Consider the following 26,537-nt stretch of genomic DNA (forward strand, 5'->3'; position numbering starts at 1 on the left):
CAGGGCCAGCACCACCCCCGCCAAGGCCGGCCAACCCGACGAAACACCGGGCTGGCCGGCCCTCCTGGGCTACCAGCCACTCGGCGTCCGCCTGCACGAATACCTGCCTCCGCCTCCAGCCACGCATGCAGTCGGCCCAGGAGGCATACCGGCGTGAGGCCGCCGCACTCTGACGGACCGCCCGCACTGTCCCGACCCCGACCGCGCTTCCGGTCACCTGGTGAGGTCGGCGGATGGGGGAGCGAATCCCATCGGTCCGCACGGTTCGCTCTTCGCCGGACCGCAGGAGTCGGAACTCGCGGGCTCGCAGTCGCCCGGCCCGCACGCCATCACGTCGGGTCGGCGCGGGACCCGCGCGCTCGCGTCGGCCCACCGGTCACCGGACAGCACTGCCCGCAGCTCCTCTTCGCGGACGTTGCCACCGGTCAGGAACCGGCCGATCTCGCACGCCGCGACGTCCCCGTTCGGCAGGACCACCGCGCGCCCGTCCGCGCACCGCCCGCACAACGCCAACACCAGCGGCCCCGCGTTCCCCACCGGCCGCACCGCGCCCAGGTGGACGTCGCTGAGGCCCAGGCCGCGCAGCTCCGCGCACGCCTCCTTGGCCCGGCCGCTCCCGCCGGAGACGAGGACGGACACCCGCAGGGCGATCCGGCGCCGGACGGCCTCGATGATGTTGGCGCGCGTCGCCGCGTGCGACCCCGCCGCCCGGCCCGTCACCGCGTCGTGCTCGGCGGCATCCCGGCTGTGGTACGTCGTAGCAAGCCGCACGGCGGGATCCGCGAACAGCTCCCACTGCTGCTCGCCGACCCGGAACAGGTTCGTGTAGACCCGCACCCGCAGACCGGCGTCGACCGCGTGCCGGACGATGCGGACGAACGAAGGATGCCGTGTCGGCTCTCCGCCGATCACCTGGACTTCCCGTACCCCGAGGGCGAGGGCCTGGTCGATCGTCCGCAGCCAGTCGTCGTCGCTCATGGTGCCGTGACCGCGCGTCGGCCCGGACCCGGCGTAACACACGGACGGGCAGGTGAACTGGCACTGCCCGGTGATCTCCACCGACAGGTGCCGTAACGAAGCCTCCGCCTGCACAGTCGTCATCCGGCGATCGTAGGGGCCGGTGCCCTGGCCGGTACCCGGTCAGGGCACACCTGTTCTCCCCGGGGCGCGATCCGAGACGAGGTGCCGCACGACGCCTCGCCGGCAGGGGTCCGGGGACGCGGGTTCGGCGGATAGGTGATGGTCCTGCACCGCCTCATGGTCGACGGCGCGGCCGCCGGGACCGCCGATCCGCCCGCCGCCCATGCCGCTCGCCTCCCCGCTGGCCGTTCCGGCGCCTTCCCAGAGACGCTCGCGGGCGCGGTGACCGTGGCGCTCGGCCTGCGCCGCGCCCGCTCAGAGCCCCTCCGGGCCCGTATCCGGTAACCGGTAACCGGCCTGCCGCCCGGCCCCGTCCGCCCGGCCCGCCGGCGCCGTACGGTGGACCCGTGCCCGAGCAGCCCGACCCCGGCCTCGACGCCGTACCGGTCCCGGTGACGGTGTCCTGGCCGACGGCCAGGAGGTCCGCGGCCGGCTCTACTCCTGGCACCAGACCCAGACCGGGTGGCAGGGCGATGTGGGCCTGCCCCTGTGGCGCAACCACCCCGGCGACCGCGACGCGGTGACGGTGGAGCGGGCCGAGTACCGGGTGTGGCTCGACGCCCCGCCCAGCTCCGCCCGATTCCCGGCGTCGACTACTCGGCCGTCCCGGCGGTGCGCCTGCCCGAGCCGTCGCTCATCAAGGTGGCCCTGGGGGAGCGGCGCCCGTCCGGCTGGGGCATGCGCGGCGGTCCGCGCGGCCAGGGCACCATCCACGCCCCCGACTGCACCGAAGCACCCCCCGGCGCCACCACCCTCTCCCTGGACCAGGCGCTCACCCTCGCCGAGCGGCCGGCGGTCACGCTGTGCTCGCTGTGCGGCGCCGCCGCCGAGCTCACCCCGCTCCTGCGCGGCTTCGAGGACGGCTTCGACCAGCCCTAGGGGGGTGCCTCCTCGACGGGGCGGATGGCGCGCGGCGATGGAGCGGGAGGGAGGCGCGGGGGACGCCGCCCTGCCCGCTCGGTGGTCGGCGGGTGCCGGCCGAGGCAGCCCAGATCCAGGGCCATGATCGCCTGCTTGATCTCGTCTTTGCTGACGATGCCGTCCTCGTCCGTATCGGCCCGGGCCGTCAGCCCTTTGAAGAGCTCCCTGGCCTCCTGCTCGTACGAGCCCAGCTGCGAGGCGATGGCGAAGAGGAGCTCCTCACCCTCCTCGACGGTTGTCGTGTCCAGCCAGATGTCCGCCAAGTGCTCCACGACGGTCTCCTTGAACTCCTGTTCCGCGTCTGCCATGTGCCCGTCCTTCTCGTATGCGAGTACGACCGTGGTGGACGCCAGCCAACCACGCAGGTGACTGCCCAGACCGGGGTTTCCCCAGACCAGGGCACCGCCGTCCCTCTGCCACGGCGGGCCGAGACGGGGCGGCAGCGCCCCTGCTCCGCCAGCCGCTCCGGATGCGCGACGCCGCGCTCGACCAGGAACGCCTCCAGCCCGTCGAGCGGCCCCCCGGCGGCTCCAGACCAGCCCGCAGCGGGTACCTGGGCCTGACGACCCGCCGGAGCCGCCGCACGAGCGGCGGCCGGCAGTCTCCAGCAGCGCTTTTGTACTCCCGTGCACTCCCATGCACTCGTGTGCACGGCCTGCGCCGGGTTCCGCGCGACCCGTATACCGACGGGAGACGACGGGAGTCCGAGCGTCTCCCGGGCCCGGCCGCACCTCATCGAAGGCCGCCCGCACCGCCCGTACCGCCCGTAGCCGCTCCCCGCGCGCCGTCGGCAGCGCGCCCCGGCGCCCGTCGGCCAGCTCGAAGCCGTCCATCCCCAGGCCGTACGCGACCCCTCAGCCCCCCCGGCCGGTTCACCCGCACGAGTGATCCACGGCCCTCGTGTACGCGGGCGCGGCTTGTGAGACCCGCCCCCAACTCCCTCCCAAAATCTAGCTATTGACAGTAATCAGGACCTATCTGCATGTTTCCGGCACCACCCGGACTGCCACCACCACCCATGGAGGTTCCGCGATGCCCACGACCAAGCCCCAGACCGCCACGGCCAAGGCCCTGGACAGCTTCGGCCCGGTCCAGTTCCCCGCCGCCCTGGACTTCGCGACGTGGCGGTTCGAGCGCGCCCTGGCCCTCGGCCTCATCCCGCCCGCCGACATCGCCGGCACCCGCTGGTCGGCCGCGGCCGTCCAGGCCGCCCTCGACGCCAAGGCGGAGATCTGGGCCGCGACCGGCACCCTGCCCGACATGGGAGCCACCCGCGCCGCCGAGCTCCTCACCGACCGCTTCGGCATCCCCGTCGACCCGGACGTGCTCCCGGAACTCGCCCGCAAGGACCTCATCCCCCGCACCGGCTACTACAAGGGCCACCCCCTCTACGACGGCCTCGCCATCGAGCACTTCACCGACCGAGCCGCCCTCGACAAGGCCCGCCACGACGGCCAGCTCCTCACCCGCGACCGCGCCACCCACTACCTCGGCATCCGCGACAGCGACTTCACCCACCTCACCCGCGCCGGCCTGCTGCTCCCCGCCGTCCACGTCCGCAGCAGCCACCAGCCCCGCCGCGCGGCACCCTCGGTCCCGCTCTACCGCCTCGGCGACCTCGACGTCCTCCTCGCCCACCCCGCCATCGACTGGCACGCCGTCCGCGCCACCCCGAAGGGCCACCGCTCCGCCCTCGCCCGCCTCACCGAGCCCCAGAAGGGCCTCCAGGAGAAGTAGTCAGCACACCCCGGCCCCCTTGACGACCCGCCCCGACCCGCGCGGTTCATGCATCGCGCAGGTCTCTGGGAGCAACCTGTAGGGCAACTTGAACAGCAACTTGCAGGGCAACTCGTAGAGCAACCCCCAGCCCCACCGCTCCGCCGACAACCCGAAGGACAGCCCCGTGTACCCGCACCACGCCACGAACGAGGACCAGGCCGCCGAGGCCGAGGCTGTGCGCCGGCACGCCACCGTCCAGCGGCCCGGCGACCGGGCCTTGCAGTGCGATGCGACCGCCGTCTGCCACGCCCCGGGCGGCACCCGCGCGTACGCCCTCCTCGACGGCGTCGGCGACACCCCGGCCGTCCGCGCCTGGACCCGCACCGCCGCCCGCCGCCTGGCCCGCGCCGCCGCCCTCCGTCACGACGCCGAGGCCGGCCTGCGGGCGGAGTACGACCGCTACGCCGCCGAACCCGCCCGCGCCTCCGACGGGCACGGTCTGCCGTGCGCCGCGGTCGTCGTCGCCGTCCACACCCCCGACGGCCGTTTCTCCGTCGCCTGGTCGGGCGACGCCCGCGCCTACCTCCTCCTCGACGGCCCCGGCCCCCTGCGCCAGCTCACCGAGGACCACAACGCCCGCCGCGCGCACGGGGGCCGGGGCGACCGCAACCTGATCACCGCCTGCCTCGGCGGCACCCGCACCGACGCGGACACCGAGCAGATCTGGGGCCACCCGGCCGTCGAGTACACCGCCGGCCCAGCCCTGCCCGGCTGGCTCCTGCTCGTCTCCGACGGCGCCTACGAAGCCCACGAGGACGCCGGCGGCGACCTCGCCGCCTACCTCACCGGCGCCCCCACGCCGCCGCCGAACGTCTCGTCGACGACGCGATCGGGCATCTGCACGAGCTGGGTGGGCTGTACGTGGACAACGCCACCGCCCTGATCGCCCGCCTCACCGACCTGCGGGCGCGGCCGGATGCGCCCCGGTCATAGGGGCGGCTTATGGGTGCATAAGGGCGGTGTGTCTTCCAGGGTGCCTGACGGCCCGTAAAGCTGGCGTCATATCAGCTATTTGATGGGATTCCGGAAGATTTTCATGAAGCGTAGACGTCGCACCCTGCTCACCACTGCCGTAATTTTCGTGAAGCGTAGAGGTGTCGCTCTGGTCACCGGTGCCGTTTTCAGCGTGCCGGTCTGGGCGGGAGGCGCGATCGCGGTGGCACCGGCACCGGCCGGGACGGCCGCGGCCCGCTCCGCCGGACAGTCCGTGACCGCACCCGGGAGCGTCGCAGGCGCCGCGGGGCAGGCACCGGTGTACGCGGCAGCGGAAGCGGGCCGGGCGAAGGGCGTCCTGACGGTCCGGGTCGCGGGCTGGCCCGCGGAGTTCCGGGCAGGCGGTGACTGGGAACAGTTCGATCTCATCCTGGGAAACACCACCCAGCAGCCGATGGACGACTTCATCATCGGTATCGCTATGAACACGGATTCCGATCCGGGCCTTCATCCCGATCACGCGCAGTTCCAGGCCCTGCTCGCAGGTAAATGGACCGATATAGATCTCCAGGATCCCGGTGAACGGGACATCGACGTGGATCTTCCCCTCGACGGCATGGTCCTGCAGCCCGGAACAACGACTATTCCTTTGCGTCTGAGGTTCTCCGAAGATGCCCCACTGACGAAGTTCTCTTTCGGGCCTCGTGTAGACGATGAGCACGCGGAGGAGGGGAGCGGTGGGTACTGGGAATCCGCGTGGATCGTCCGCCCAGGGAACCCGACTCCGGACCCGACTCCGGACCCGACGCCTGACCCGTCGGGGAAGCCGGACCCGACCCCGGACCCGACGTCCGAGCCGACACCCGACCCGTCAGGGAAGCCTGACCCCTCGGGGGCCCCTGCCCCGGACCCGTCGGCGAAGCCGGAGCCGTCGGACCCCACCCCCACCCCCGCACTGCCGGGATCCGGGGGCAGCGAGGGCCAGACTCCGCCCCCTGCTCGGGATTCGGGTCGTGCGGATGGGGCGTCGGGGTCGCTGGCGCGTACGGGAGGCAGCAGCACGACGGGCTGGTTCCTGGGCGCCGGGACTGTCGTGACCATTGCGGGAATCACTCTCGCAGTCGTCGGACGCCGCGCGAGGAAACGCCACACGGCCTGAGCGCCGAGGACGTCGTCACGGCGATCCGGGCCAAACCGGTCCATGCGGGCCAGCCCGGTGCACACGGCCCCGCCGAACCCGGCGGGGCCCCACGTGGACCAAGGGGCGGAGGTGAAGTGGACGGCGGTGTCCTCACGCGGTCCGACGGGGCACGGTCTCAGGGCGTTGGCCTCGCCCGGGGTCGGCTGTCAGGCCCCACCTCAGGTTTGTGCCGCCCCACTCCGGCAGGTACCGGCACACGGCGTTGATCCAGCCCGCCGAGGTATCGCCCCGGCCGTGGCTCTCGGTGCGGACCCGCAGTGCGCGCCGCCCCGGCAGGACAGCCGTATGCCTGCCCCGGGGCAGCCAGGTCCGGTGTGCAGGCCGGCTGTTCGCGGACAGCAACTCCGCAACGTGGAAGCGGCGGCCCCGGCCCACACCAGACGGGTGCTGGCGGCCCAGACAACGCGACATCAACATTCATCAAGGAGGAGCAGTGGATCCGACCGCAGGGTTCGGTTTCGCCGCAGGGCTCGCCGCGTTGGGGGCTGTGGTCCATTACGTGAGGAACCAGGTCGCTCACGGGAGGATCCGCCGCAACTCGGCCGTGGGTATCCGGACCAAGGCGACCATGGCTTCGGACGAGGCTTGGTATGCCGGGCATGCGGCGGCCTCGCCCTTGCTCACGGCCTCGTTCCTGAGCGCGTACACCCCGGCCGCGGCATGTCTGCTGTTGGCTCTGACCAGCTCCAGGAGTCCGGCGGCGGGCATCGTCGCGGCGGCCGGGGCCGGCTCGGCCCTCACGCTCCTCACAGCGGCCGCGATCAAGGCGAACTCGATCGCGGCCTCGGCCGGCGATCCCGAGGGACGCTCCGGCACGCGCTGAAGCGCGTCTCCCTTCCGTTTCCGTTCCAGGTCTCACCGTCCCAGGAGGACACCATGAAATTCACGTCCAAGAGGACCATCGCCGCGGTGGCGATGCTTTCCGTACTCATGACAGGCGGCGTCACTGCCCAGGCAGCGTTCGCCGACGCGGGTCACGGAGCCTCCGCACCGGGGAAAGCCCGCCTCAAGGAGACGATGAGGCAAACTACGGAGTACAGCAACGAGGATCTCCTGCAACTGCTGCTCGCCGCCCAGGGCCCCATTGCCGACACACATCCCGACCTGAAGCGGATGCTCGGCTTCAACCCCGACAAGCCCCGGACCGACACCGAAGCGCTGGACACGGTGATCGCCGGATACCTGGCCGCCCGCCCTGGTTTCCGCCAAGAGGTGGCGGCTCCTTTGCACAGCGGCGACCCGGTGCGCGTCGACGCCGCCTTGCGCGACTTCTCACTTTCCTTCAACAAGTGGCTGAAAGAGACCGCCCAGCCTGCGCCCGACGGAGGCGCCCCCGCCGTGGCACAGGCACGGGGCTGGTTCTGGATGGGCGCCTACGTCGCGATCTACGCGAATGCCGTCGGGGCCGCCAACGCCGTCGCCTACACGAATGCGGGCGTGGCCACCAATGCCCTCGCCACGCTGGTCGTCGTTACCTGGTACCTGGAGGACGGCAGCCCGACCGGATCGGGCATCGAGCGCGACGCGTTCGTCGACGCCCTCACCTCTGCTCTGACGTGACACGCACTCAGACAACCGAGAGCCGACAGGGCGCCGTCCACACGGGCGGGCCGGGCCGGGGGCCGGTGCCGGCCGCCGCCGTCGGCATCCTCCTGGTCGGCGCCCTGCTGGCCGGGTCGGTCTTCTTCTCGCTGCCCAGCAACGTGCTCTCCACCCGCGACGGGGGTGAACTGCGAGAGTGGTCGGCGAGGCTCCTGCCGCAGAGCTGGGCCTTCTTCACCAAGCCCCCCAGCGATCCCGAGTTCGTCCCCTACGTCGTGTCCGGCGATGCAGCGTCCGCTGCATCGCTGCTGCCGAACTCCCGGCCGGAGAACCTCTACGGGCTTACCCGACGCCAACGCTCCCAAGGCCCCGAGGTGGCGAACATGGCCAACCAGGTGCGGGAATGGCGCAACTGCGAAGAGGTCGAAGGAGACTGTCCAACCGTGGTCGCACGGTCCTCGGCGCCGGCCCGGGCAGAGAACTCCTCCCCCGTGCCGACCCTCTGCGGGCGAGTGGTCCTCGTCGAGACGAGACCTGTTCCGTGGAAATTCCGTGACAGGTACGACGGATGGCGGCTCGACAAGCGGGCGGCCTTGGTGGAGGCGACGTGCCCGGGCAACGGCTGATCGCGGCGCTGGAGCGTTCCGTCCGCGCCTTCCCTGCAGAATCCCGGGCCCTCGGGGCGGGCCGGTCCACCATCGCCCTCGCCCAGGCATCGGTCTTGCTCTTCACCCCAGCGTCCCACCTCTTCGTACCGGTGGGCGGGACGGACGCCGCGACCGACTGCTCGACCCCGGTGCAGGCCGTGGCCCTGTACTGCCTGGCCGGCACGGCGGACCGGCAACTCCTCAACCTGGTGCTCCTGGCCGTGCTGCTCGTCGTCGCAAGCGGGATTCTGCCCCGGTACAGCACCCTGCCACACTTCTGGGCGTCCCTGTCGCTCGGGCAGTCGGTCTCCCTGCCCGACGGCGGTGACGCCGTCTCCCAGGTCGTAACCTTTTTCCTCATGCTGGCCTGCGCCAACGACAGAAGGACCTGGCACTGGCAGCGGCCGGACGGCGAGGTCCGGTCAGAATCCCTGTGGCAGGGCCTGGCCTGGGCCGGCTGGTGGGGCGTGAGGCTCCAGGTCGCGTACATCTACCTCAACAGTGCGCTCGCGAAACTGCCCATCGGCCCTTGGTCGGAGGGGAGCGCGACGTACTACGTCGCCCGCATGGAGAATTTCGGTGCGGCCGGCTTGTTCGCCGACATGTTCCGATGGGCGACAGGCATCACGGCGATCGCTCTCCTCTCCACATGGGGGACGATCCTCGCGGAATCCGCGATCGCGCTGCTCCTGCTGCGCCGAGCCTCCCGGCAGGCGGTGGCCGCGCTGATCAGCATGGCCCTGCACGTCCTGATCATCCTGCAGATCGGTATCGTGTCGTTCGGTCTCACCATGATCGGGGCGGTTCTGTGCGCGGCGTCCCGGGGCGTCGATACGTACGCCCCACGAGGATGGCGGCGACTCACCCGCAAAGGTCGGGCCGCTCCCGCCACGTGCTCCTGAAGGCAAGGTCCTCAGTTCCGCATCGTGCGCGGCAACCAGCACATCCTCGACGTGCTCGATGTCCTGCACCGCAACCGTCTCGCCCTGCGCATCCACGACGGCGCGTTCTCCGCTATGGACCTCACCGCTCGCCCCCCGCACCGGCGAGCTGATGTCCACCGTGAAGTTCATGGTGCAGACCCTCGCCGCCGCCGGCGAACTCCAGCGCGACCTCCAGCGCGAGCTGACCTATGACGGCCTGCGGGCCGCCGAGGCCAAGGGCAACAAAGGCGTGCGCCGCCCCGCCGTCGCGGCCGCGACGGCCGCTGGCGTGCGCACCGCATACCTGGAAGGCCACCCCATCGCCGCCCTCGCCCGCGACCACGGCGTCAGCCGCGGCGCGATCCGTACCGCCGTCGCCGACCTCCTGCCCGAGTACACGGCCGCCGACCCGGGCGCCACCGCCCCGGAGCTGCCGGTCGTCCTGGACATGCCGGGCAAGGTCGCCGACTTCCTGCGCGCCACCGAGCTGGAGCCCGCCGAGCGGGCCGCGCTCGACCAGGGCGTGACCGTACGACACGGCCAGGGCTACACCCTGCGCGTCAGCGCCACCCCCGCGGTCCACCACGAGCTCCTCGCCCGCTGCCAGTCCCTCGACGGCACCCAGGGCGCCCCGGCTATCCCGGCCCAGCGCAAGGCCCGCCGCGAGTACGAGAACCGCGTCAACTCTCTCGTAAGATGATCCTGCTCCAATAGCATCCCGAGACGCCACCCAAGATCTACGCCAGAACCGAGAAACAGGAACACCTGCTGCGGCAGGCATGTGGATCGAGGCCCAGGCAGGTGCCCGGCCGTGGCAGGATGGCCAAATGTTGATCCGAAAGGGCGATGCCGCGTAGGCGTCCCAAGGCCGTACGCGCAGAGCGGTGGCGGCCACGATGGCAGTGTCCGGTCCTGAAAGTCCATGATGTCTCCGCGCGGACTCGTGCAGCGATCCGCAGGGTCGAAGACCAGGAGATGTGGCCCAACGCGGTCGCTGACGCGCTCTCTCGTATCGAGTGGGCTTTCGCGCAGGCTGGCCGGTACCTGGATGCCTCCGTGTTCTGCTCGCCCGGGATAAACGATGCCCGTGATGACCTGGAGTGGGCGATGCGGCACCTTCCTCCGGGAGCCGGACAGGACTTGGGCCGCCTGATCACGCGCATCGACGAAGAACTAGAGCGTCGTACCTTGCCGGAGCCGAATCACATCGAGTTGGCGACGTTCGGCTGGTGGTGGACCAGAATGCGGGAGCGCTGACGGGCTTGGGACGTGCGCACCTCCCCTTCCAGTCGAACGAAACCGTCACCCTCCGCGACGGCTCCCCAAGATCTGTGTCAGAACCGGGAAATGAAGGCACCTCCTTGACCGTCTCGGCGCCCTGCGCCTGCTCACCGAGGACCACAACGCCTGCCGCGCGTACGGGGGCCGGGGCGACCGCAACCTGATCACGGCCTGTCTCGGCGGCACCCGCACCGGCGCGGAGTCCGTGCAGATCTGGGGCCACCCGGCCGTCGAGTCCACCGCCGGCCCAGCCCGGCCCGGCTGGCTCCTGCTCGCCTCCGACGGCGCCTACGAAGCCCACGAGGACGCCGGCGGCGACCTCGCCGCCTACCTCACCGGCGCCCCGAAGGACGCCGCCGCACACCTTGTCGACGACGCCATCGGCCACCTGCACGAGCCCTACGTGGACAACGCCACCGCCCTCGTCGTCCACCTCACCGACCCGCAGGCGGACACCCCTTGACCACCAGCAGGACCCCAGCCACGCACCCCTTGACCACCGGCGGACCCGAAGGACCCAGCCCCTCGCAGCCCGCCGCTACTCCGTCACCGCGTTTGCCGCGCGGTGGCGGAATCCGGCGGCGAGGCCAGCGCTTCCGGCGCCGTGAGCGAGGCGGATTACGGGTTCTGGGGATCGTCGGCGGGCATCTCTGCTTTGAGGTGTGCGAGGACGCGGAGCAGCAGGGTGTCGTCGTCCGAGACCCAGCCGGACGCCGACGGTTCAGGGGAGTGCGCGGTGGACTGCGCGTGCGTGCAGGCGCGGCTCGGCAGGCCATGCCGCGCCGTGTCACGGTGGATGTCACTCTCGTGAGGGTCGAGGGGGAGATCCCGAGGAGAGGTGTCTGGAGTGCTGGCTCCCCGCCCGTGACGGGCGGTGGTGCTTTCGCCCCGTGCCGGGAGGGAAGACGTGTTCTGCTGGTGGCGCATAGGAGCCTCACTTTCGCGTTGTTGACTGGTTTTGCGCGGAGTCCCGTGGGGTGAGGTGGCGCCGCCGTGTCATGCGGTCAGCAGTCCCGTCACCGGCAAGGTGACCTGTGGCGGCGAGCGATCAGAACAATGCGGCCAGGCCCGTGCGCTCTGGCGCGCTGCCCGTTGCTCTGACGCACCGAATCCCTGCGGACTACTTGAGCCGAGAGCTGCCGAGGGTGTCCGTGGTCATGTGCCATGGCTGGAGTCCGGGCAGGACTCCGTCGGGTGGCTGCTCCGGTTGTTGCGGGTGCGGTGGACGGCGACGAGCGTGGTGCCCAGGACGAGGAGTGCTCCCGCGCCGGTGAGGGTCCATGTCACGGCGGCGTCGCTGCCGGAGTGGGCGAGTTGGCCGGTGGGGGCGGGGCCTTCCGGTCCGCCCTCCGATGTGCCCACGGGGCCTGCTTCGGTCGGGCGGGGGTCAGCGGTGTGCGCGGTGGGAGTGGGTTTCGGAGCGGGCGCTGCGCTGGGCGACGAGGACGGGCCTGGGGAAGGGGACTGGGTGGGCGGGGTTGGATCGGGTACTGCGCGCAGTCCCTGGTGCTCTTCCGCGAGCTCGGCGACCGCGCCGGAGAGGCCAGATGCCTGACCGACCTCGGCATCATCCATGAACGCCGGGGGCGGTACGAGGACGCCCACGACCACCATCGGCAAGCGCTACGCGTGTACCGGCAGGCGGGATCCCGCATCGGCGAGACCATCGTGCTGAACAACATCGGGCTGCTCCACCAACGGGAAGGCCACTACGAGGAGGCCCGGCACCAGCACCAGCAGGCACTGGAGCTGAGCCGCAGGTTCGACTTCCCCGGAGACGAGGCGGAGTCCCTCAACGCCCTCGCGGAAGCCGCGCGGTCCATGGGCGACCTCGCCCAGGCAGCGACCGAGTACGAGACGGCGCTGGCCGTCGCCCGCGAGTTCAGCTACCGCCCCGAGCAGGCCCGCGCCCATGACGGCCTGGCACACGTCCACCGCGACCTCGGCCGCATCGCCCTCGCCCACGACCACGCCCGACAGGCCCTCGACCACTACACGGCTCTCGCCGTCCCACAGGCCGACGACATCCGCACCTTCATCACCGGGCTCCCACCGACCGAGGGCGAGCCCGGATCACCGTAGGCGCTCACCCCCCGGCCGGGGCTGGAAGAACGTGCACCGCCGGGCAGTCGGGCGGCCGCTGGGTGGCCACCGCTCTCCTCCGTGTCGTACAGCCGGGCCGTCGCGTGGTCGCCGTCCTGCTGGGTCGCTGTCCGTCCCGCCGCTGTCGTGTGCGAGTTGCGGGGCTCGGGGTTGTCGCACTCCGAGCCCCGGGACTCCTGTCTCTGGGGCAGATCAGATCGATGCGTTCCTGGGCGATCGGGTAGCCGGCCCTCGCGAAGTGGGCGGCCATCGGAACGTCGGTCCGGTCAGTGCCGGCCTCGATGCGGTCCGCACCCTCGCCGGCGACCATGTCCGAGCGCGGCGAGGTTCGCATCGAGGCGGTCGCGCGCCGCAGCGGGCTCGGTACCGCCGCCAACCTGCGCGCGCTGATGCGCCGCGAGACCGGCATCACCCCGTCGGCGTACAAAGCCCGATTCGGGCTGGAGGCGCACCAGGCGTAGTCCGCTGCGTTCTTCGTCATGCCGCCCGTCTCCGTCATCTCCTCTGACAACGGTGGAGCCCTGGCCCTCGGCGCGTCGGCCAGCCGTCGCTCCGGCTGGCGACCGCCCGCGCGGAGGCCCGCGGAACGGCCCGCTCCCACCCGGGGCCGCGCCAGGCGTTGGAGGCGGGCGAAGGGCATCTCGTCACCTCACGGCCGCCACCCAGAGCGAGTGGAGTGAGCGCCAGCGCACCGCGCCGCGGCTGGCCGTTCCCCTCCCGGACATGATGATGCTCTGCCGAGCTGAGGAGCGCGCCCATGCGCCCCATGGCGTGCCGGTGCTCTGCCGACCTACCTACGGGAGGCAGTTCTGTTTCACCCCGCTGCCCCGGCTGGGGGGCCGGGGCAGCGGGGCCGGCCGGCCGAGGTGCTGAAGTACACCCGGGGGCGGAATCAGGGCGCACTCCACAGGTTTCCTCGGACGCGGCGGCTCAGCGAGGTGCGTATGTCTCCCGCACGAAGGGAGCGCACCGGGGAACCGGACCTTCTGGACACGGCGGCCGACTGGCGGTGGTCGCCTCGCCCCGTTGGGCCGGTGTGTGCTTGGACGGAGGTTCAGGACAGGTCGTCCTGGTGACGATCCTCGCCGCTGGCTGGCATGCCTGGCAGCCCGTCCGAGGCAGGGCATCCATAGATCCACGCTCTGACGTGGACGCCGGCGGACCCGCGCCACGCGGATCCAGGCCAAGGTTGGTCCTCTGCATCCCTGCGCGGGCTCGGGCTCCTCACCGGCCGCGTCCACCGGAACACTGAGGCATCCGCGAGACCACGCATCCCGCCTTCCCGCGCTCCGCGGCAGCGGTCGCGGGAGGAGCGGGCCCGAGGCGGACCGCCACGCGGTGCCGATGCAGAAAGCTGCCATGCAATCACTGAGACACCCCCCGTCCCCGTCGCGCCGCTGGACGCGGCGCCTCTCCTTCCTCGCGCGTCTGGCACTGGCCGGCACCTGGTGCTGGGCCGGCTGCGCGAAACTCCTCGATCAGCGGGCGTCGGTGCAGGCGGTCCGTGCGTTCCGGGTCCTTCCCGAACCATGGGTCGAGCCGTTCGCGTACGGACTGCCGGCGCTGGAGATCGGCGCCGCCGTGCTGCTCCTCGCGGGAACGGGGGGCCGTCTCGGAGCAGTGCTCTCCAGCGCTCTACTCGTGGTGTTCACCATCGGGATCGCCCAGGCGTGGGCCCGCGGGCTGAGCATCGACTGCGGATGCTTCGGTGGCGGCGGTGAGGTGGAGCCCGCCGAGGCCCACTACCCGACCGAACTCGCGCGGGACTTCGGCCTGCTCGCCGTCAGCCTCTGGTTGTCCCTCAGGCGCTTGCCACGCGCGGCTGCGGCCTCCGGATCCTTCTGATCATCCCCACTCCGCCGGCGCAGCGGAAGTCCGGCGGCTCCGCACAGCTCCTGAGAGGAACCATGAGTCCTTCCCCCACATCCCGGTACGCCGCCCGCGACGAGCTGCGTGAGCAGCGGCGGAGCGCCGAGCGGCGTAGGCACCGCCGCCGCGGCGCCGTGAAGATCGCCAGTGTCTGCGCGGGGCTCGCAGTCGCCGTCGGCGTGTCCATCGCAGTGCAGTCCGGAGCCAAGGACGGCGGCCGACCGGTGGTCGTGCCCGCGGGTGCGATCGGCGACGGCCATCTCGTGATCCCCGTCGGCCGCGAGGACGCCCCGGTCACGCTCACGGTGTACGAAGACGCGCGCTGCCCGGGCTGCGCCGAGCTCGAAAGGACCCTGAACCCCACGATCAAACGCCTTGAGGACGACGGGAAACTCCGTATCGAGTACCACATTCTGTCCTTCGTCGACCGGATCGTCGGAGGCGAGGGCTCGAAGGCGGGGGCGAACGCACTCGCCGCGGCTCAGGACGCCGGGCACTTCCGGGAATTCCACGACGTGCTGTTCTCCCATCCTCCGGAGGAGGAGAGGGTCGATTCGTTCAAGGACCGCCGTTTCCTCCTGGACCTCGCCGGCCAGGTGCCCGGACTGCGCTCGACCGCGTTCGACGAGGCGGTCCTGGAGGACACGCACGGTCCGTGGGTGAACGCCGTCCAGGAGCGATTCGACGAGCAGACTCGGATTCAGGCGACGCCCGCTGTGATCTTCCGGGGCAAGGACCTGGTGCGGGACAGGCGGCGTCCGCTCACACCGCAGTGGCTGGCCGAACTCGTGGAAGGGGCAGCACAGGCGAAGGACGGCACCACCGCCGGGTGAGACCGCCGATGAGCTCAGGGGGCCGGCGCGACGCCGTCGGCCCCGACTGCGAGGAGCCGGCGGCGACAGGACGGGCCGTCGTACCCCGACGCGGCATCCGGTTGCCGGCCGGCAGGCGTCGCCCCGTCCCGTCCGGTGCCGTGCGGTGTCAGACGGTCCCGCCCCTTCGCATCTGCCGGTGCGCCGTCCGGCGGGCGATGGCGAGGAGCTGGCGGGAGGGGCCGGTGAGGCGTTGCCCGGTCGGCCAGACCGCGAGGAGCGAGCGTTGTATGCGCAGTCCCGTGACCTTCACCGCCGTCAGTGCACCGGTCTTGACCTCCTGGGTGACAGCGAGCGAACTGAGCACCGCGGGGGCGAGGCCCCGCACCGCCGCGCTCTTGATCGCTGCGGTCGATGACAGTTCGAGCGGCGTCGTCGGCTGCCACTGGGGCACCGGGGCCTTGAGGGCCCGCTCGAACGCGGTGCGGGCGCCGGATCCCACCTCTCGCTGGAGCAGCGTCGCGTCGGCCAGCTCCTCGACGGTGATCGCCGTACGGCGTGCCCAGGGGTGCTGGGGCGAGACGACGATCAGCAGTTCGTCCCGCGCCACGGTCTGCCGGTCGAGTTCCTGGGGCGGGCAGGGGCTCTCCATGAAACCCAGCTGGGCCCGCCCTTCCTCCAGGGCGGTGACGACCTGCGCCGAATTGCAGGCGTCAAGAGTGACCGCCGTCTGCGGACTGTCTGCGCGGAGCTCCTTCAGCCACTGAGGGAACAGGTACTCGACGATCGTCTGGCTCGCCGCGACCTGCAGATGGGCATCGCGGCGGGACCGCAGCTGTGAGATCTCGGCGTCCAGGCACTGTGCGGCCGCGATCACTTCTCGCGCGATGAGTGCGATGGCTCTGCCCTCGGTGGTCGGCGTGGATCCCAGGCTGGTCCGTCGCAGCACGGGTGCGCCCACGAGCTGTTCCAGGTAGCGGATACGGGAGCTGGCGGAGGGCTGGCTGATGCCGTGCGCCTGAGCGGCCCGGCCGAGACTGCCGAGCTCGATGACGCTGAGGAGGAGGTCGAGGGCGGAGAGATCGGGGACTCGGGTCGAGATGCGCATACGGGTACCTGTGGGTAGTGCGGGGTGCCTGCGGCCTGGGCTCTCATGCCACGGGCTCTCGGCGGGGGAGGGGAAGCTGCTGCACCGGGTCGTGGCGGGAGCTCGGTCCCGGCAGCGGCTGTCCAGCCTGTTACAGCTAGACATGTCTCATCCGGATATGTCAATCGAGTGCCTTCGCGGTGCAGGTCCTATGGACATGCGCAGATCGGTCCGGTCCGTGCCCGGTGATATCATCCGGACTCGACACATCCGGATTGATAAGGGGGTGGTGCGCATGGCCGGAGGGTCACAGCGCATGCGTGTGACACGAGCCGCGCAGCCACCCCCTTCCGTGGAGGCGTGCGTCGAGGGGGAGGGAACCTGGGTGCGCGAAGAGCTCGCCCACGGCAACTTCGAGGCATGGCACTTCTTCCGGCACGGCACCGCGGGGTCGGCCCCCAGTCATGTGGTCATCCAGCCCGTGCCGGGAGGCGACCCCGCGGCCATCGCCCGCGGGGTGACGACGACCGTGCTGCGTGAGGTCCGCCCCTCGGAAGCGGTGGCACTGCTGGGGGACCAGGAGCGCGAGGAGCGGCGATACCCCCGCGCCCGCCAGGTCGACACGCTGCTGACTGCCGCGAAGCGGCCCGATGACCCCTATCTGGCGGCGCTGGCGCTCCGCTACGAACGGCTGGTGGATTCCGGGGACCGCGTGCCCGTCAAGCGGCTCGTCGACATCACGGGTCTGCCACTGGGAACGGTCAAGTCCCACCTTCAGCTCGCCCGGCGCAAGGGGCTCCTGGAAGCGGTCGGAGCCAAAGCCGGTGGACGGGCCACCGAAGCCGCCCACCGGATCCTCGCCGACATGGGAGACGGCGACAGCCCTGCGGAAGAGTAGTGAGGGCCGTGTCCCTCCGGACGTGGCCCACGGCGCGGGAACATGCGGCTCACCCCCGCTCGGCGGCGGGCCGGACCATCATGGCGTCTGACGTCGGCCGGTGGGCCGGCGGGGGAAGGCGCGGACGCGGTGTCTGAACCGTGATCGCGCGGATGGATCTTCATCCCGGAATCGTCCAGGCTGTCGCTCCGCCACGGCAGCCCGCCCGACTCTGTGGACCCATAGACCGGTGCTCTGGCGGCCACGACCTCCCGGGCGCACGGCGACGGACAGGGGGATCCGGCGCCTGGTGCCCTACGTCGCATCGCGCGGAGACGAGGTCGGCCCCGCAGGCCCATCGGGGAGAACGCGGGCTCCGGGAATCCCCTCCGGTGCGGCTGTGTGCCGTCGTGCACGCGTCGCCGACCGTGACAGCTGGGACCAGGATTGAAGCAGCGCGGCACGAAGCGTCGCCGACGCGACGTGCTCGAGCGGGGCCCGGGAGTAGGCCGCCATGAGACGAATCCGCGCGTCCGCGGAGATGTGCGACGAACCGGTGGTGCTCGACATACGCCGAACCGCACGCCGGCCGGGGAGCGTGGTCGGCGCCGGAACACCGAGCCCCGAGCTTTGACTGGTACTCATTCTCTCTTCCTCCTCTGCGGGCCGGAGTTCCTCGGACTGATCGGTCCCGCGGTCAGTGGTCAGCGGCCAGGGGGCCAGGGGGGTCAGGGCATGGAATCAGCGTTCAGGCCCTGCACGCGATGCCAGACCTGAGCGCCCGACACGGCCCGACCGGAGCCAGGCGCCTTCGAAGGGAAAGGTCTGCTTCCTCTGTCTCCGGGGGGCGACGCGGTGCGTGACCTGCGGCGACCGTGCGGCGCCGCAGGAACCGGTCAGGCCGTTCCGTCAGGTCGACGGAACCGTCGAGCGCTTCGGATCCCAGGAAGTCCGTGGGGCGAAGCTGTCGGGGTCCGCCCGATCCCAGTCGTATGCCCACCCCGAGGGCGGTGCGGTGAGGAGCGAACCCTCGTCGGGCCACTCGTACAGCTCGTCGTAGCCACGGCTCAGCCCGTCGGGCAGCCGACGGCGGAGCATCGCGGGACGCAGATCCGCGGCGGTGCTCGCGCCGAGCGCCGCCATGACGTGCTGGGCGCTCCGAACGGTCGACTCCTGGAAGCGGCGGATGCGTGCGGCCTTGTCGCCGACGTGCAGAGCCCGGGCCCGCAGAGGGTCCTGGGTGGCCACGCCGCTCGGGCAGGCGTTCGTGTGGCACTGCTGGGCCTGGATGCAACCGAGGGCGAGCATCATGGCGCGGGCCGAGTTGGTGAAGTCGGCCCCCTGGACGAGCCGGGCGACGATGTCGCTGCCCGTGGCGATCTTGCCGCTGGCGCCGATCTTGACCTGGTCACGCAGACCGCATCCGACGAGTGCGTTGTGCACGGTCGTCAGACCGTCCGTCAGCGGCAGGCCCATGGCGTCGGCGAATTCGAGCGGCGCCGCGCCCGTGCCGCCCTCTGCCCCGTCCACCACGATGAAGTCGGGAGCGGACCCCTCCTCGACCATGGCCTTGCACAGGGCCAGGAACTGCAGTCTCGACCCGACGCACAGCTTGATCCCGATGGGCTTCCCACCCGACAGCGTGCGCAGTCGGGCGACGAAGCGCACCAACTCGCGCGGCGTGGAACAGGAAGGGTGGGCGGGCGGCGAGATGACGGTCTTCCCCTGCGGTACGCCCCGCGTGCGGGCGATCTCCGCGTTCACCTTCGCGCCGGGCAGTACCCCTCCCATGCTGGGCTTCGCACCCTGGGACAGCTTCAGCAGGATGCACTTGACCTGTTCCCGAGCCGCTGTGACGGCGAAGCCGTGCGGATCGAAGGCACCGTCCGGCGTGCGACACCCGAAGTACCCCGTGCCTATCTGCCAGATGAGATCCGCGCCCCCGGCGAAGTGATGCCGGGACAGTCCGCCTTCACCTGTGTCCTGCGCGAACCCGCCCGCGCGGGCCCCCTCGCCCAGCGCTTGGACCGCCTGGCCGGAGAGCGCGCCGAAACTCATCGCCGAGACGTTCAGCAACGGCATGTCGTACGGGTGCGCACACGCCGGCCCGCCCACGCGAACCGTGGGGGGCTTCGCGGGTACCGGGACGGGAGCCATGGAGGTGGCGAAGAACTCGTGCCCCGAGTCGTACACGCTCCGCTCGGTACCGAAGGCCTTCTCGGCCGGAACGCCCTTGGCCCGCTGGTAGACCACTGCGCGCACGTCCCGTGGGAACGGCGTGCCGTTCACATTGGACTCCGCGAAATACTGGCGTATCGCCGGACGGAAATGCTCCAGCCAGAACCGAAAGTGCCCGAGCAGAGGGTAGCTGCGCAGAATCGCGTGCTCGCGCTGACACAGGTCGTATACGCCCTGCAAGGTGAGGACGCCCGAGAGCACCGCTACCGGCGTCCACCATGGAGAAAGGAGGAAGCACGCCACACCGCTCAGTGCGGCGACGGCGGCAGCCACAGCCAGTGCGGAATAGCGAGCGACCTTCATGAGGCATTTCATGAGACGGATGACACTCCCGGTCGTGATGTGGGTCCCTTCGACCTTCTCCGCACATCGCCCGTTCGGGAATCCCGCGGAGACCTCTGCACCCATAGGCCTCCCCTGGTACCGGGGGAGGAGCGAGCGCGGCCTCACACACCTGGTCGGCCGAGCGTGTCCCCGGTCCGGACGGCGTCCTACCCAAACTGTCCGGCCGTTGCGGCGAACGTGCCGCTGGGGGCCTGCCCCCGGCCCCTCGGGAGCCTGCGTCACGCAGCCCGAGGGACCGGGGCCGGTTCATCGCTCGTGCCTGTGGTCTGTGTGCCGACTGCTCCGGTCCGCTTTCTCTTCGGCGGCGATGTCGGCTTTGAGGTGTGCGGCTACGCGTAGGAGGAGTGTGTAGTCGTCGGCCGCGCTCCACAGGGGCGTGAGGTGCTCGGGTGAGTGGTCGGCGGAGTGCTCGTCGCTGAAGCGACGGCGCGAGGAGGGACGGCGTTCGGTGCCGGGGTGGGTGTCGTCCGTGTGGCCGTCGAGGCGGTGCTCCGTAGGTGACGTGTCTGGAGCGGTGACCCCTCGGTGGGGAGACCCGGTCGCGTCCTTGTTCTGCGCCCGGTGGGAAGGGCAGTCGTGCGGGTGATGCATGAGAGCCTCGCTGTCGAGTGGTGACTGATGAGGTCGTGCGGGGGGCGGATCCGGTGCTGCGGCCCTCACCGCTGGGAGCGGTGGTGCCTGATGCGCCGGATGGTCAGCAGTCCCGTCACCAGCAGGTGACCTGCTATGGCGGCGATCAGGACCGTGCGCCCGGGGCCTGTGGCCTCCGGCGGGATGCCGTCAGCGATGGCGCGGGCGCCGGAGCCGGCAAGGAATGTGGGCATCGGTTCTCCAGTGGAAGCAGTCGTGCTGACGCCCGGAACGCATCCCTCTGAAGGAGCCCGGGCTGCGTTGCGTGTCGGCCGCCCGCCGATCGGGCCTCTGGCCCGCGGTCTGCGCCGCCCCGCGCCCCAGGAGTGTCTCGGGGTAGGCCGGAGGATCTACGGGGTCCGCTCCGAGGGTCGTGTACGGGTGTCTCCTCGGCGGGCTGGGTATGCGCGAGTCAGCCGGTGTGGACCTCGGTGCCGATCGACGAGACGGTGGCCCCGACGAGGGGCGAGCAGGCGCCGATCGAGATCTGACCGCTCCCGACCCGGGGCCCGTACCGGACATGGTCGACGCGGTTCTGGCGGCAGGTCACCTTCGCGCGGAAGTCTCCGGCCCTGCCGATCCCGGAGCATGCGCCCGCGCCGCCGCCCCGGACCTGCACGGTGGTGCAGGCGTGCCGCGGATGAGGGCGGTCGTCCGAGGCCTGATCGGGTGCCGTCAAGGCCCCTCCGACGCCGAGCGTGACGGCTACGGCCGCGGCGCTCAGGACCGCTGACCCGCGCCGGCGGATCGGGTGATGCCTCGCGAGGGCCTCCTCGTCCGGGGAACCGTTGACGTGTTGTTCGGTGGTGGGCCGGCTCACGTGTGGTTCCCCTCGTATCCGACCGAGGTGACGGTGGCCCCGCCGAGGGGCGGGCAGACGCGCGTGGATGTCACTCCGTCGCCGGCCCATGGTCCGTGGCGGACGGGACTGACCATGCTCCGGCAGGACGTCGCCTTCACGCGGACGTTCCCGATGTCACCCGGACTCGTGCACGTGGCGGATCCGACACCGCTGACCTCCCAGGCGTTGAATGAAGCTCTCTTGGCCGGACGGGCGGCGGGCTCGGCTCGGAGGCCGACGCCGTCGCTGCACCGCTGCCCGGGACCCGCCACACGGCAGCCGGGATCGTCACTGATGTCCTGAAACGCAAGAGGCATCCTCACTCGTCAAGGTCCACCGAAGGGGGCCCAACCCTCCCGGGTTCCGGCTTCTCCCGCCGGACAGGCCCGGAAAGGATGGGCACGAGCCGCTCCGGGCGCGCCTCTTCGGATCGGCCCGGCTCGACGCGATCTGCATTCTTCAGCCTGATATGGACCGTTCTGTCCCAGGTAGGCGACTTCGACCTTCCGGCGCATAGGCGTGATCTATGGCCGCTCTTGGCGGGCTGTCAGATCCAGACCCGTACCGCATGGTGCTGCCGCGGCCCGTCACGAGGCTCGATGAGCTGTCCCCGACTCCGGGGCCAGCCGGATCCGGCGCAGATGGAGCGTCCCCGTCGTCGTCCGTCTCGACAGAAGCAGGGGCGAGATCCGATAGCACACGGGCCGGTGTGAAGAACGCATTCCTGGGAGGTGAGGTTGAGGAACTGGCGTCGGGCGCGAGTGATCATGAAGACTTCGTGACGACCACGAAAGGACCCGCTGACCTGCGGGTCGTCGCGACACGGGAGAACTCATGGACGCCACCAAGCTGCTCGCGCTGCTGCCCGAGGAGAACATGTGCGACGACGAGCGGAGTCTCGTCTTCGAAGAGCTCGACGCCGCACGCACCGACGCCGTCGCCCTGCTCACCTTCACGTTCCTGGCCGAACATCGGGGGCTCGCCGCGTGACGAGCGGGTCCGGGGCGGCCGATGTGCGGCTCGGTTTCAAGCGGCACCTGACGGTGAGTGTCCTGCCCGGCGAGGGCGTCTGCCTGGTCTCGTCCCGCGGGGTGACCGTCCTGCGTGGAATGGCGGCCGAGGTGCTCGCGCCGCTCCTCGACGGGGAGCGCAGCTATGCCCGGGTGCTTGCCGAGGCGTGCGAGGAGCTGCCCGAGGACGTCGTCGTGCCCGCGTTGCGCGAGCTGATCAGCGGCGGCTTCGTACGGGCCGTCGGGCGGGGCGGTGACGTGGCGGCCGAGGCCTTCTGGGACCTGGCCGGGCTCGACGGAGAGAGGGCCGGGGCGGAACTGGCCGGGGCCGGGCTGTACATGCTGGCGCTGGCGGGCACGGACCGGGAGGCCGCCGCCGAGGCCTGCAGCCGCTCCGGGATCCGGGTCGTGGACGACCCCGAGCGGGCCGCGCTCACGCTGGTGCTGTGCGCCGACTACCTCGACCCGCGGCTCGCCGCGATCGACGCCCGGCAGCGGGCCGCGGCCCGTCCGTGGCTGCTGGGCGCGCCGGTCGGCGCCGAGCCGTGGACGGGCCCGGTCTTCCGCCCCGGCGAGGGGCCCTGCTGGCACTGCCTTGCTGCCCGGCTGCGCGGACACCGGCACGCCGAACTGGCGGTGCAGCAGGCACTGGGAGCCACGGGCCCGCCGGCCCGGGCCGAGGCCTCGCTGGCCGCAGGCCGGGTCCTCGGTCTCAGCGTCGCCGTTCTGGAGGCGGCCAAGTGGCTCGCCGGGATCCGCCACGCGGGGCAGGACGCCGTCCACGCCCTCGACACGCTGACCCTGCGGGGCGGACTGCACCCAGTCGCTCGCCGGCCCCAGTGCCCGCAGTGCGGCGTACGGGAGCTGGTGGCCGAACGGGTGCGGCGGCCGGTCGTGCTCACCGCGCAGCCGAAGAGCACGGTCGCGGGCAACGGCCACCGAGTCCTGACACCGCGGCAGATGCTGGACCGCCACGGGCATCTGGTCGACCCGGTCACGGGCATCGTGAAGGAGATCCGGCGCGACCCGCGGGGCCCCGCCTTCGTGCACTCCTATGTCTCCGGCCCCAACCTGGCGCTCGCCCCGCAGAGCCTCGTCGGGCTGCGAGCCGGGCTGCGAGCGCTGTCCGGAGGCAAGGGGCTCAACCCCGAGGAGGCGCGGGTCGGCGCCCTGTGCGAGGCGGTCGAGCGGTACTCCGGCTCCTGGCAGGGCGACGAGCCCGTGCTGCGCGCGAGCTACCGCGAGCTGGGCTCCGTAGCGGTGCACCCGGCGGAGATCCAGCTGTTCGATGAGAGGCAGCACCGCGAGCGGGAGGTGTGGAACGCCGCGCACTCCGCCTTCCACCACGTCCCCGAGGCCTTCGACGAGGACGAGCGGGTGGACTGGACCCCCCTCTGGTCCCTGACGCAGAGTCGCCAGCGACTGGTGCCCTCCTCCCTGCTCTACTTCTCCGCCGGGGGCGACGGCCCGCGCGTGCCGCGTGCCGACTCCAACGGCAACGCGGCGGGCGGGAGTCTGGAGGACGCGGTCCTGCAGGGGTTCCTGGAGCTGGTCGAGCGGGACGCGGTCGCCCTGTGGTGGTACAACCGGACCCGCCAGCCCGAGGTCGACCTGGACGCGTTCGCCGCGAGCGAGCCCTGGCTTGCTCGGCTGCGGGAGGACTACCGGGGGATCCAGCGGGAGGTGTGGGCCCTGGACCTCACCACCGACCTCGGCATCCCGGTGGTCGCGGCGCTGTCCCGGAGGACCGACAAGCGTGCCGAGGACGTGCTCTTCGGCTTCGGCGCCCACCTCGACCCCGCCGTGGCGCTACGCCGGGCGATGACGGAGATGGGCCAGCTACTGCCCGCCGTCGCCGACGCCGGGCCGGACGGCAGCGGGTACGCCCTGCGTGACGGAGAACCCCACCGCTGGTGGACCACCGAGACGGTGGCCCGGCAGCCGTACCTGCTGCCCGGTGCGGACCTGCCCGCCCGGGGACCGGGGGACCGGGTGTACGTGCCGAGCACGGAACTACGCGACGACCTCGATGCCGTCGTCGCTCTGGCCCGGAAGCACGGGCTGGAGGTGTTGGTGCTGGACCAGACGCGGCCGGACATCGGGCTGCCGGTCGCCAAGGTGGTCGTGCCGGGGCTGCGGCACTTCTGGGCCCGCTTCGGACCCGGCCGGCTGTACGACGTACCGGTGGCGCTGGGGCGGCTGGAGCGGCCGACCGCCTACGAGGACCTCAACCCGATCCCGCTCTTTCTCTAGGCGCCTGGAGAAGTCGTCCCCGCCCGGCCGAAGACAGGCGGGATCAATCCAGGCGGAAGTCGGGGAAACATCCGGAGCGGTGATCGCTCCGGTCCGGGCGGGACTGCTCAACGCGACCCGGATCAGGAGGGAAGTCGCAGTTCAGAGAGGGTCTAAAGGCCCTCAGTGCAGGGCCTTTCGTTGGCTCTCAGGGGTGGCTGACACGCCATAGGATCATGTCCGGAATATGGGCTGGGGAGCACAGGGGGACGGGAATGAACGACGATCATGATGCCCGGACTCCGCAGACACGGGCCGATGCCGCCGATGTTCTGGCGCCGCGTTTGGCCCGCATCATGCTGTACGCGATCCTCGCGTCGTACCTGACGGTCACGCTCCTCAACATCCTCGCCGAGCACCTCGGCACAACCGCCGTGCTGGCCAGCATGGTCGGCGTCCTCGCCGTCTACGCGCTGCAGCTCCTGCACTCCTCGGGTGGTATCCGGCGGGCGCCGCTGCGCCGCAGGATCGTGCCTCTTGCCGCGCAGGCCGCGCTGACGTTCCTTCCGCTGATGGTCCTGCACTGGCAGTGGGGCAGCATGGGCGGGCTCTTCGCCGCCTCCTGCCTGCTCCTGCTCCCGCCGCGGATCGGGTGGATCCTCTTCGGCCTGACCGGCGTCCTGATGATGCTCTACGCGGCCCAGGCCGGGCTCCCCCTGGCCGAGGTCTTCTACATGGGCCAGTCCACCTGGCTCGGCGGCATCGTCGTGTACGGGATCTCCCGGCTGACCGAGCTGGTCGTCGTCGTGCACGAGACCCGTGGCGAACTGGCGCGGCTCGCCGTGACCAACGAACGGCTGCGCTTCGCCCGCGACCTGCACGATCTGCTCGGCTACAGCCTCTCGGCGATCTCGCTGCGCAGCGAGCTGATCCGCCGGCTGCTGCCCGCCAGCCCCGAGCGGGCCCGCGAAGAGGTCTCGCAGGTTCTCGACATCTCCCGGCAGGCGCTGGCGGACGTCCGGATGGTGGCCAGCGGCTACCGGGACATGTCGCTGGTTCAGGAGTGCGCGTCGGCGCGGGAGGTGCTGCGGGCCGCCGAGGTCGACACCCGCCTGAGCGTCTCCTGCGGCGCGCTGCCACCCGCGGTGGACACCGTCCTGGCGACCGTGCTGCGCGAGGCGATGACGAACATGCTCCGGCACAGCCGGGTCCGCACCTGCGTCATCGAGGCCGTCCAGCAGGAGGGCGTGGTCCGCCTGTCGGTGGTCAACGACGGTGCGGAGGCCGCGATGCGCGAGGTCGACCCGAACGGCGGCAGCGGCCTGGGCAACCTCGGCCAGCGGGTCCGCGCCATGGGGGGCACCCTCATCTCGGGCCTTCACGAGGGCGGCCGCTTCCGGCTGGTCGCCACGGTTCCGGCCGGGTCGGCAGCGCTGGCCCCGGGGCCGCAGCCCCTGAGGATGCTGCGCCGGCTGTCGCGGCGAACGGCCGCTCGATGACGGGGATCGGGAGGTCGCCGATACGGATCTTGCTCGCCGAGGACGCGCACATCGTCCGTGGCGCCCTGATCGCCCTGCTCGGGCTGGAACCGGACTTTCCAGGTGGTCGCTGACGTCGACCGGGGCGACCTCATCCGGCCCGCGGTGCTGGAGCACGCGCCGGACGTGGCCCTGCTCGACGTCGCGCTGCCCGGGATCGACGGACTCAGCGCCGCCGCGCAGATCACGGCCCGGATGCCGACATGCCGGACGCTGATGCTGACTTGCCTCGGACGGCCCGGGATGCTGCGCCGGGCCCTGGACACGCACGTCAGCGGGCACCTGCTCAAGGATGCCCGGCCCGAGCAACTGGCCCACGCCGTGCGGTCGGTCGCCGCCGGCCGGCGGGTGATCGACCCGCAGCCGGCCGTGTCCGCGTGGGAGAGTCCGGAGTGCCCTCTGACGGCGGGGGAGACCGAGGTGCTCCAACTGGCCTCGGCGGGGGAGCGGGGGGCGACATCGCGCGGGGCCTGCACCTGTCGGAGGGCACTGTCCGCAACTACCTGACCTCGGCCGTCAGCAAGCTCGGCGGCCGCACCCGGATCGATGCCATCAGGATCGCCCGGGAGGCGGGCTGGATCTCCTGAC

Annotated in this window: 23 protein-coding genes and 2 pseudogenes; 18 read left to right on the forward strand and 7 right to left on the reverse strand. The window is 71.5% G+C overall.

The genetic code is table 11. The features are described from left to right. Nucleotides 1–213 precede the first annotated feature (213 nt). Nucleotides 214–1,101, reverse strand: a complete 888-nt coding sequence (locus tag AB0C99_RS26285; RefSeq protein WP_362479698.1) for a radical SAM protein — start codon at nt 1,099–1,101, stop codon at nt 214–216. A 588-nt stretch (nt 1,102–1,689) separates the two neighbouring features. Here AB0C99_RS26285 and AB0C99_RS26290 point away from each other — a divergent pair. Further along, nucleotides 1,690–2,019 carry a DUF6233 domain-containing protein gene (locus tag AB0C99_RS26290; protein ID WP_362479701.1) on the forward strand — a complete coding sequence of 110 codons (330 nt, stop codon included), beginning with the start codon at nt 1,690–1,692 and terminating at the stop codon, nt 2,017–2,019. On the opposite strand, the gene AB0C99_RS26295 is transcribed toward AB0C99_RS26290, so the two are convergent. Beyond that, a complete protein-coding gene (locus tag AB0C99_RS26295; RefSeq protein WP_362479704.1) occupies nt 2,016–2,369 on the reverse strand; it encodes a hypothetical protein in 354 nt (117 codons plus the stop codon). The two genes, AB0C99_RS26290 and AB0C99_RS26295, sit on opposite strands and share 4 nt — an antisense overlap. A 724-nt stretch (nt 2,370–3,093) precedes the next feature. Between AB0C99_RS26295 and AB0C99_RS26300 the strand changes: the two genes are divergently transcribed. From AB0C99_RS26300 to AB0C99_RS26335, 8 genes are all read left to right on the forward strand, one after another. Next, entirely contained in the window at nt 3,094–3,798 is a 705-nt protein-coding gene (locus tag AB0C99_RS26300) for a hypothetical protein (RefSeq protein ID WP_362479707.1), read from the forward strand. A 166-nt stretch (nt 3,799–3,964) separates the two neighbouring features. Further along, nucleotides 3,965–4,723 carry a mucin-2 gene (locus tag AB0C99_RS26305; RefSeq protein ID WP_362479710.1) on the forward strand — a complete coding sequence of 253 codons (759 nt, stop codon included), beginning with the start codon at nt 3,965–3,967 and terminating at the stop codon, nt 4,721–4,723. A 1,684-nt stretch (nt 4,724–6,407) separates the two neighbouring features. Next, complete coding sequence (locus tag AB0C99_RS26310; RefSeq protein WP_362479713.1) at nt 6,408–6,797, forward strand: SdpI family protein; 390 nt, start codon at nt 6,408–6,410, stop codon at nt 6,795–6,797. A 53-nt stretch (nt 6,798–6,850) separates the two neighbouring features. After that, nucleotides 6,851–7,534 (forward strand): hypothetical protein, encoded by a 684-nt coding sequence (locus tag AB0C99_RS26315; protein ID WP_362479715.1) that lies wholly within the window; start codon nt 6,851–6,853, stop codon nt 7,532–7,534. 65 nt (nt 7,535–7,599) lie between these two features. Further along, nucleotides 7,600–8,142, forward strand: coding sequence for an SdpA family antimicrobial peptide system protein (locus tag AB0C99_RS26320; protein WP_362479717.1), 543 nt, complete (start codon nt 7,600–7,602; stop codon nt 8,140–8,142). Next, nucleotides 8,124–9,065, forward strand: a complete 942-nt coding sequence (locus tag AB0C99_RS26325) for a sporulation-delaying protein SdpB family protein (protein ID WP_362479719.1) — start codon at nt 8,124–8,126, stop codon at nt 9,063–9,065. Before AB0C99_RS26320 ends, AB0C99_RS26325 begins: the two co-directional genes overlap by 19 nt. Nucleotides 9,066–9,216: 151 nt before the next feature. Continuing rightward, the gene (locus AB0C99_RS26330; protein ID WP_362479722.1) at nt 9,217–9,786 is read left to right on the forward strand and encodes a hypothetical protein; all 570 of its coding nucleotides are present in this window, start codon (nt 9,217–9,219) and stop codon (nt 9,784–9,786) included. Nucleotides 9,787–10,572: 786 nt separating this feature from the next. Beyond that, nucleotides 10,573–10,830: a hypothetical protein gene (locus tag AB0C99_RS26335; protein WP_362479725.1), complete on the forward strand. Its 258-nt coding sequence runs from the start codon at nt 10,573–10,575 to the stop codon at nt 10,828–10,830. A gap of 692 nt (nt 10,831–11,522) precedes the next feature. Here AB0C99_RS26335 and AB0C99_RS26340 read toward each other — a convergent pair. Then, nucleotides 11,523–11,729 carry a hypothetical protein gene (locus AB0C99_RS26340; protein ID WP_362479728.1) on the reverse strand — a complete coding sequence of 69 codons (207 nt, stop codon included), beginning with the start codon at nt 11,727–11,729 and terminating at the stop codon, nt 11,523–11,525. A gap of 33 nt (nt 11,730–11,762) precedes the next feature. On the opposite strand from AB0C99_RS26340, the gene AB0C99_RS26345 reads away from it, so the two are divergent. From AB0C99_RS26345 to AB0C99_RS26360, 4 genes and pseudogenes are all read left to right on the forward strand, one after another. Continuing rightward, entirely contained in the window at nt 11,763–12,449 is a 687-nt protein-coding gene (locus AB0C99_RS26345) for a tetratricopeptide repeat protein (RefSeq protein ID WP_362479731.1), read from the forward strand. Between the two features lie 329 nt (nt 12,450–12,778). Further along, a pseudogene (locus tag AB0C99_RS26350) lies at nt 12,779–12,931 on the forward strand (AraC family transcriptional regulator); the annotation flags it as partial. An 898-nt stretch (nt 12,932–13,829) separates the two neighbouring features. Beyond that, the gene (locus tag AB0C99_RS26355) at nt 13,830–14,315 is read left to right on the forward strand and encodes a MauE/DoxX family redox-associated membrane protein (protein ID WP_362479734.1); all 486 of its coding nucleotides are present in this window, start codon (nt 13,830–13,832) and stop codon (nt 14,313–14,315) included. A gap of 158 nt (nt 14,316–14,473) precedes the next feature. Beyond that, nucleotides 14,474–15,172, forward strand: a complete 699-nt coding sequence (locus tag AB0C99_RS26360) for a thioredoxin domain-containing protein (RefSeq protein WP_362479737.1) — start codon at nt 14,474–14,476, stop codon at nt 15,170–15,172. Nucleotides 15,173–15,320: 148 nt separating this feature from the next. Here the strand turns inward: AB0C99_RS26360 and AB0C99_RS26365 are convergent, their stop codons facing one another. Continuing rightward, nucleotides 15,321–16,259 (reverse strand): LysR family transcriptional regulator, encoded by a 939-nt coding sequence (locus AB0C99_RS26365; RefSeq protein WP_362479740.1) that lies wholly within the window; start codon nt 16,257–16,259, stop codon nt 15,321–15,323. A 364-nt stretch (nt 16,260–16,623) separates the two neighbouring features. Between AB0C99_RS26365 and AB0C99_RS26370 the strand changes: the two genes are divergently transcribed. Further along, nucleotides 16,624–17,136: a hypothetical protein gene (locus AB0C99_RS26370; protein ID WP_362479743.1), complete on the forward strand. Its 513-nt coding sequence runs from the start codon at nt 16,624–16,626 to the stop codon at nt 17,134–17,136. An 888-nt stretch (nt 17,137–18,024) separates the two neighbouring features. Here AB0C99_RS26370 and AB0C99_RS26375 read toward each other — a convergent pair. The 3 genes from AB0C99_RS26375 to AB0C99_RS26385 all read right to left on the reverse strand — a co-directional run bounded on the left by AB0C99_RS26375 (nt 18,025) and on the right by AB0C99_RS26385 (nt 21,148). Then, complete coding sequence (locus AB0C99_RS26375; RefSeq protein WP_362479746.1) at nt 18,025–19,656, reverse strand: FMN-binding glutamate synthase family protein; 1,632 nt, start codon at nt 19,654–19,656, stop codon at nt 18,025–18,027. Between the two features lie 698 nt (nt 19,657–20,354). After that, complete coding sequence (locus tag AB0C99_RS26380; RefSeq protein ID WP_362479749.1) at nt 20,355–20,522, reverse strand: hypothetical protein; 168 nt, start codon at nt 20,520–20,522, stop codon at nt 20,355–20,357. 218 nt (nt 20,523–20,740) lie between these two features. Further along, nucleotides 20,741–21,148, reverse strand: a complete 408-nt coding sequence (locus AB0C99_RS26385) for a hypothetical protein (RefSeq protein WP_362479752.1) — start codon at nt 21,146–21,148, stop codon at nt 20,741–20,743. A gap of 855 nt (nt 21,149–22,003) precedes the next feature. On the opposite strand from AB0C99_RS26385, the gene AB0C99_RS26390 reads away from it, so the two are divergent. From AB0C99_RS26390 to AB0C99_RS26405, 4 genes and pseudogenes are all read left to right on the forward strand, one after another. Then, a complete protein-coding gene (locus AB0C99_RS26390; RefSeq protein WP_362479755.1) occupies nt 22,004–22,159 on the forward strand; it encodes a hypothetical protein in 156 nt (51 codons plus the stop codon). Continuing rightward, entirely contained in the window at nt 22,156–24,432 is a 2,277-nt protein-coding gene (locus tag AB0C99_RS26395; RefSeq protein ID WP_362479757.1) for a TOMM precursor leader peptide-binding protein, read from the forward strand. Before AB0C99_RS26390 ends, AB0C99_RS26395 begins: the two co-directional genes overlap by 4 nt. Nucleotides 24,433–24,767: 335 nt before the next feature. Next, entirely contained in the window at nt 24,768–25,910 is a 1,143-nt protein-coding gene (locus tag AB0C99_RS26400; protein ID WP_362479760.1) for a histidine kinase, read from the forward strand. Next, a pseudogene (locus tag AB0C99_RS26405) lies at nt 25,907–26,536 on the forward strand (response regulator transcription factor). The gene AB0C99_RS26400 and the pseudogene AB0C99_RS26405 overlap by 4 nt, the downstream one beginning before the upstream one ends. Nucleotide 26,537 lies beyond the last annotated feature (1 nt).

This window comes from Streptomyces sp. NPDC048659, assembly GCF_040650575.1.
In the GTDB taxonomy this organism is placed as follows: Bacteria; Actinomycetota; Actinomycetes; order Streptomycetales; family Streptomycetaceae; genus Streptomyces.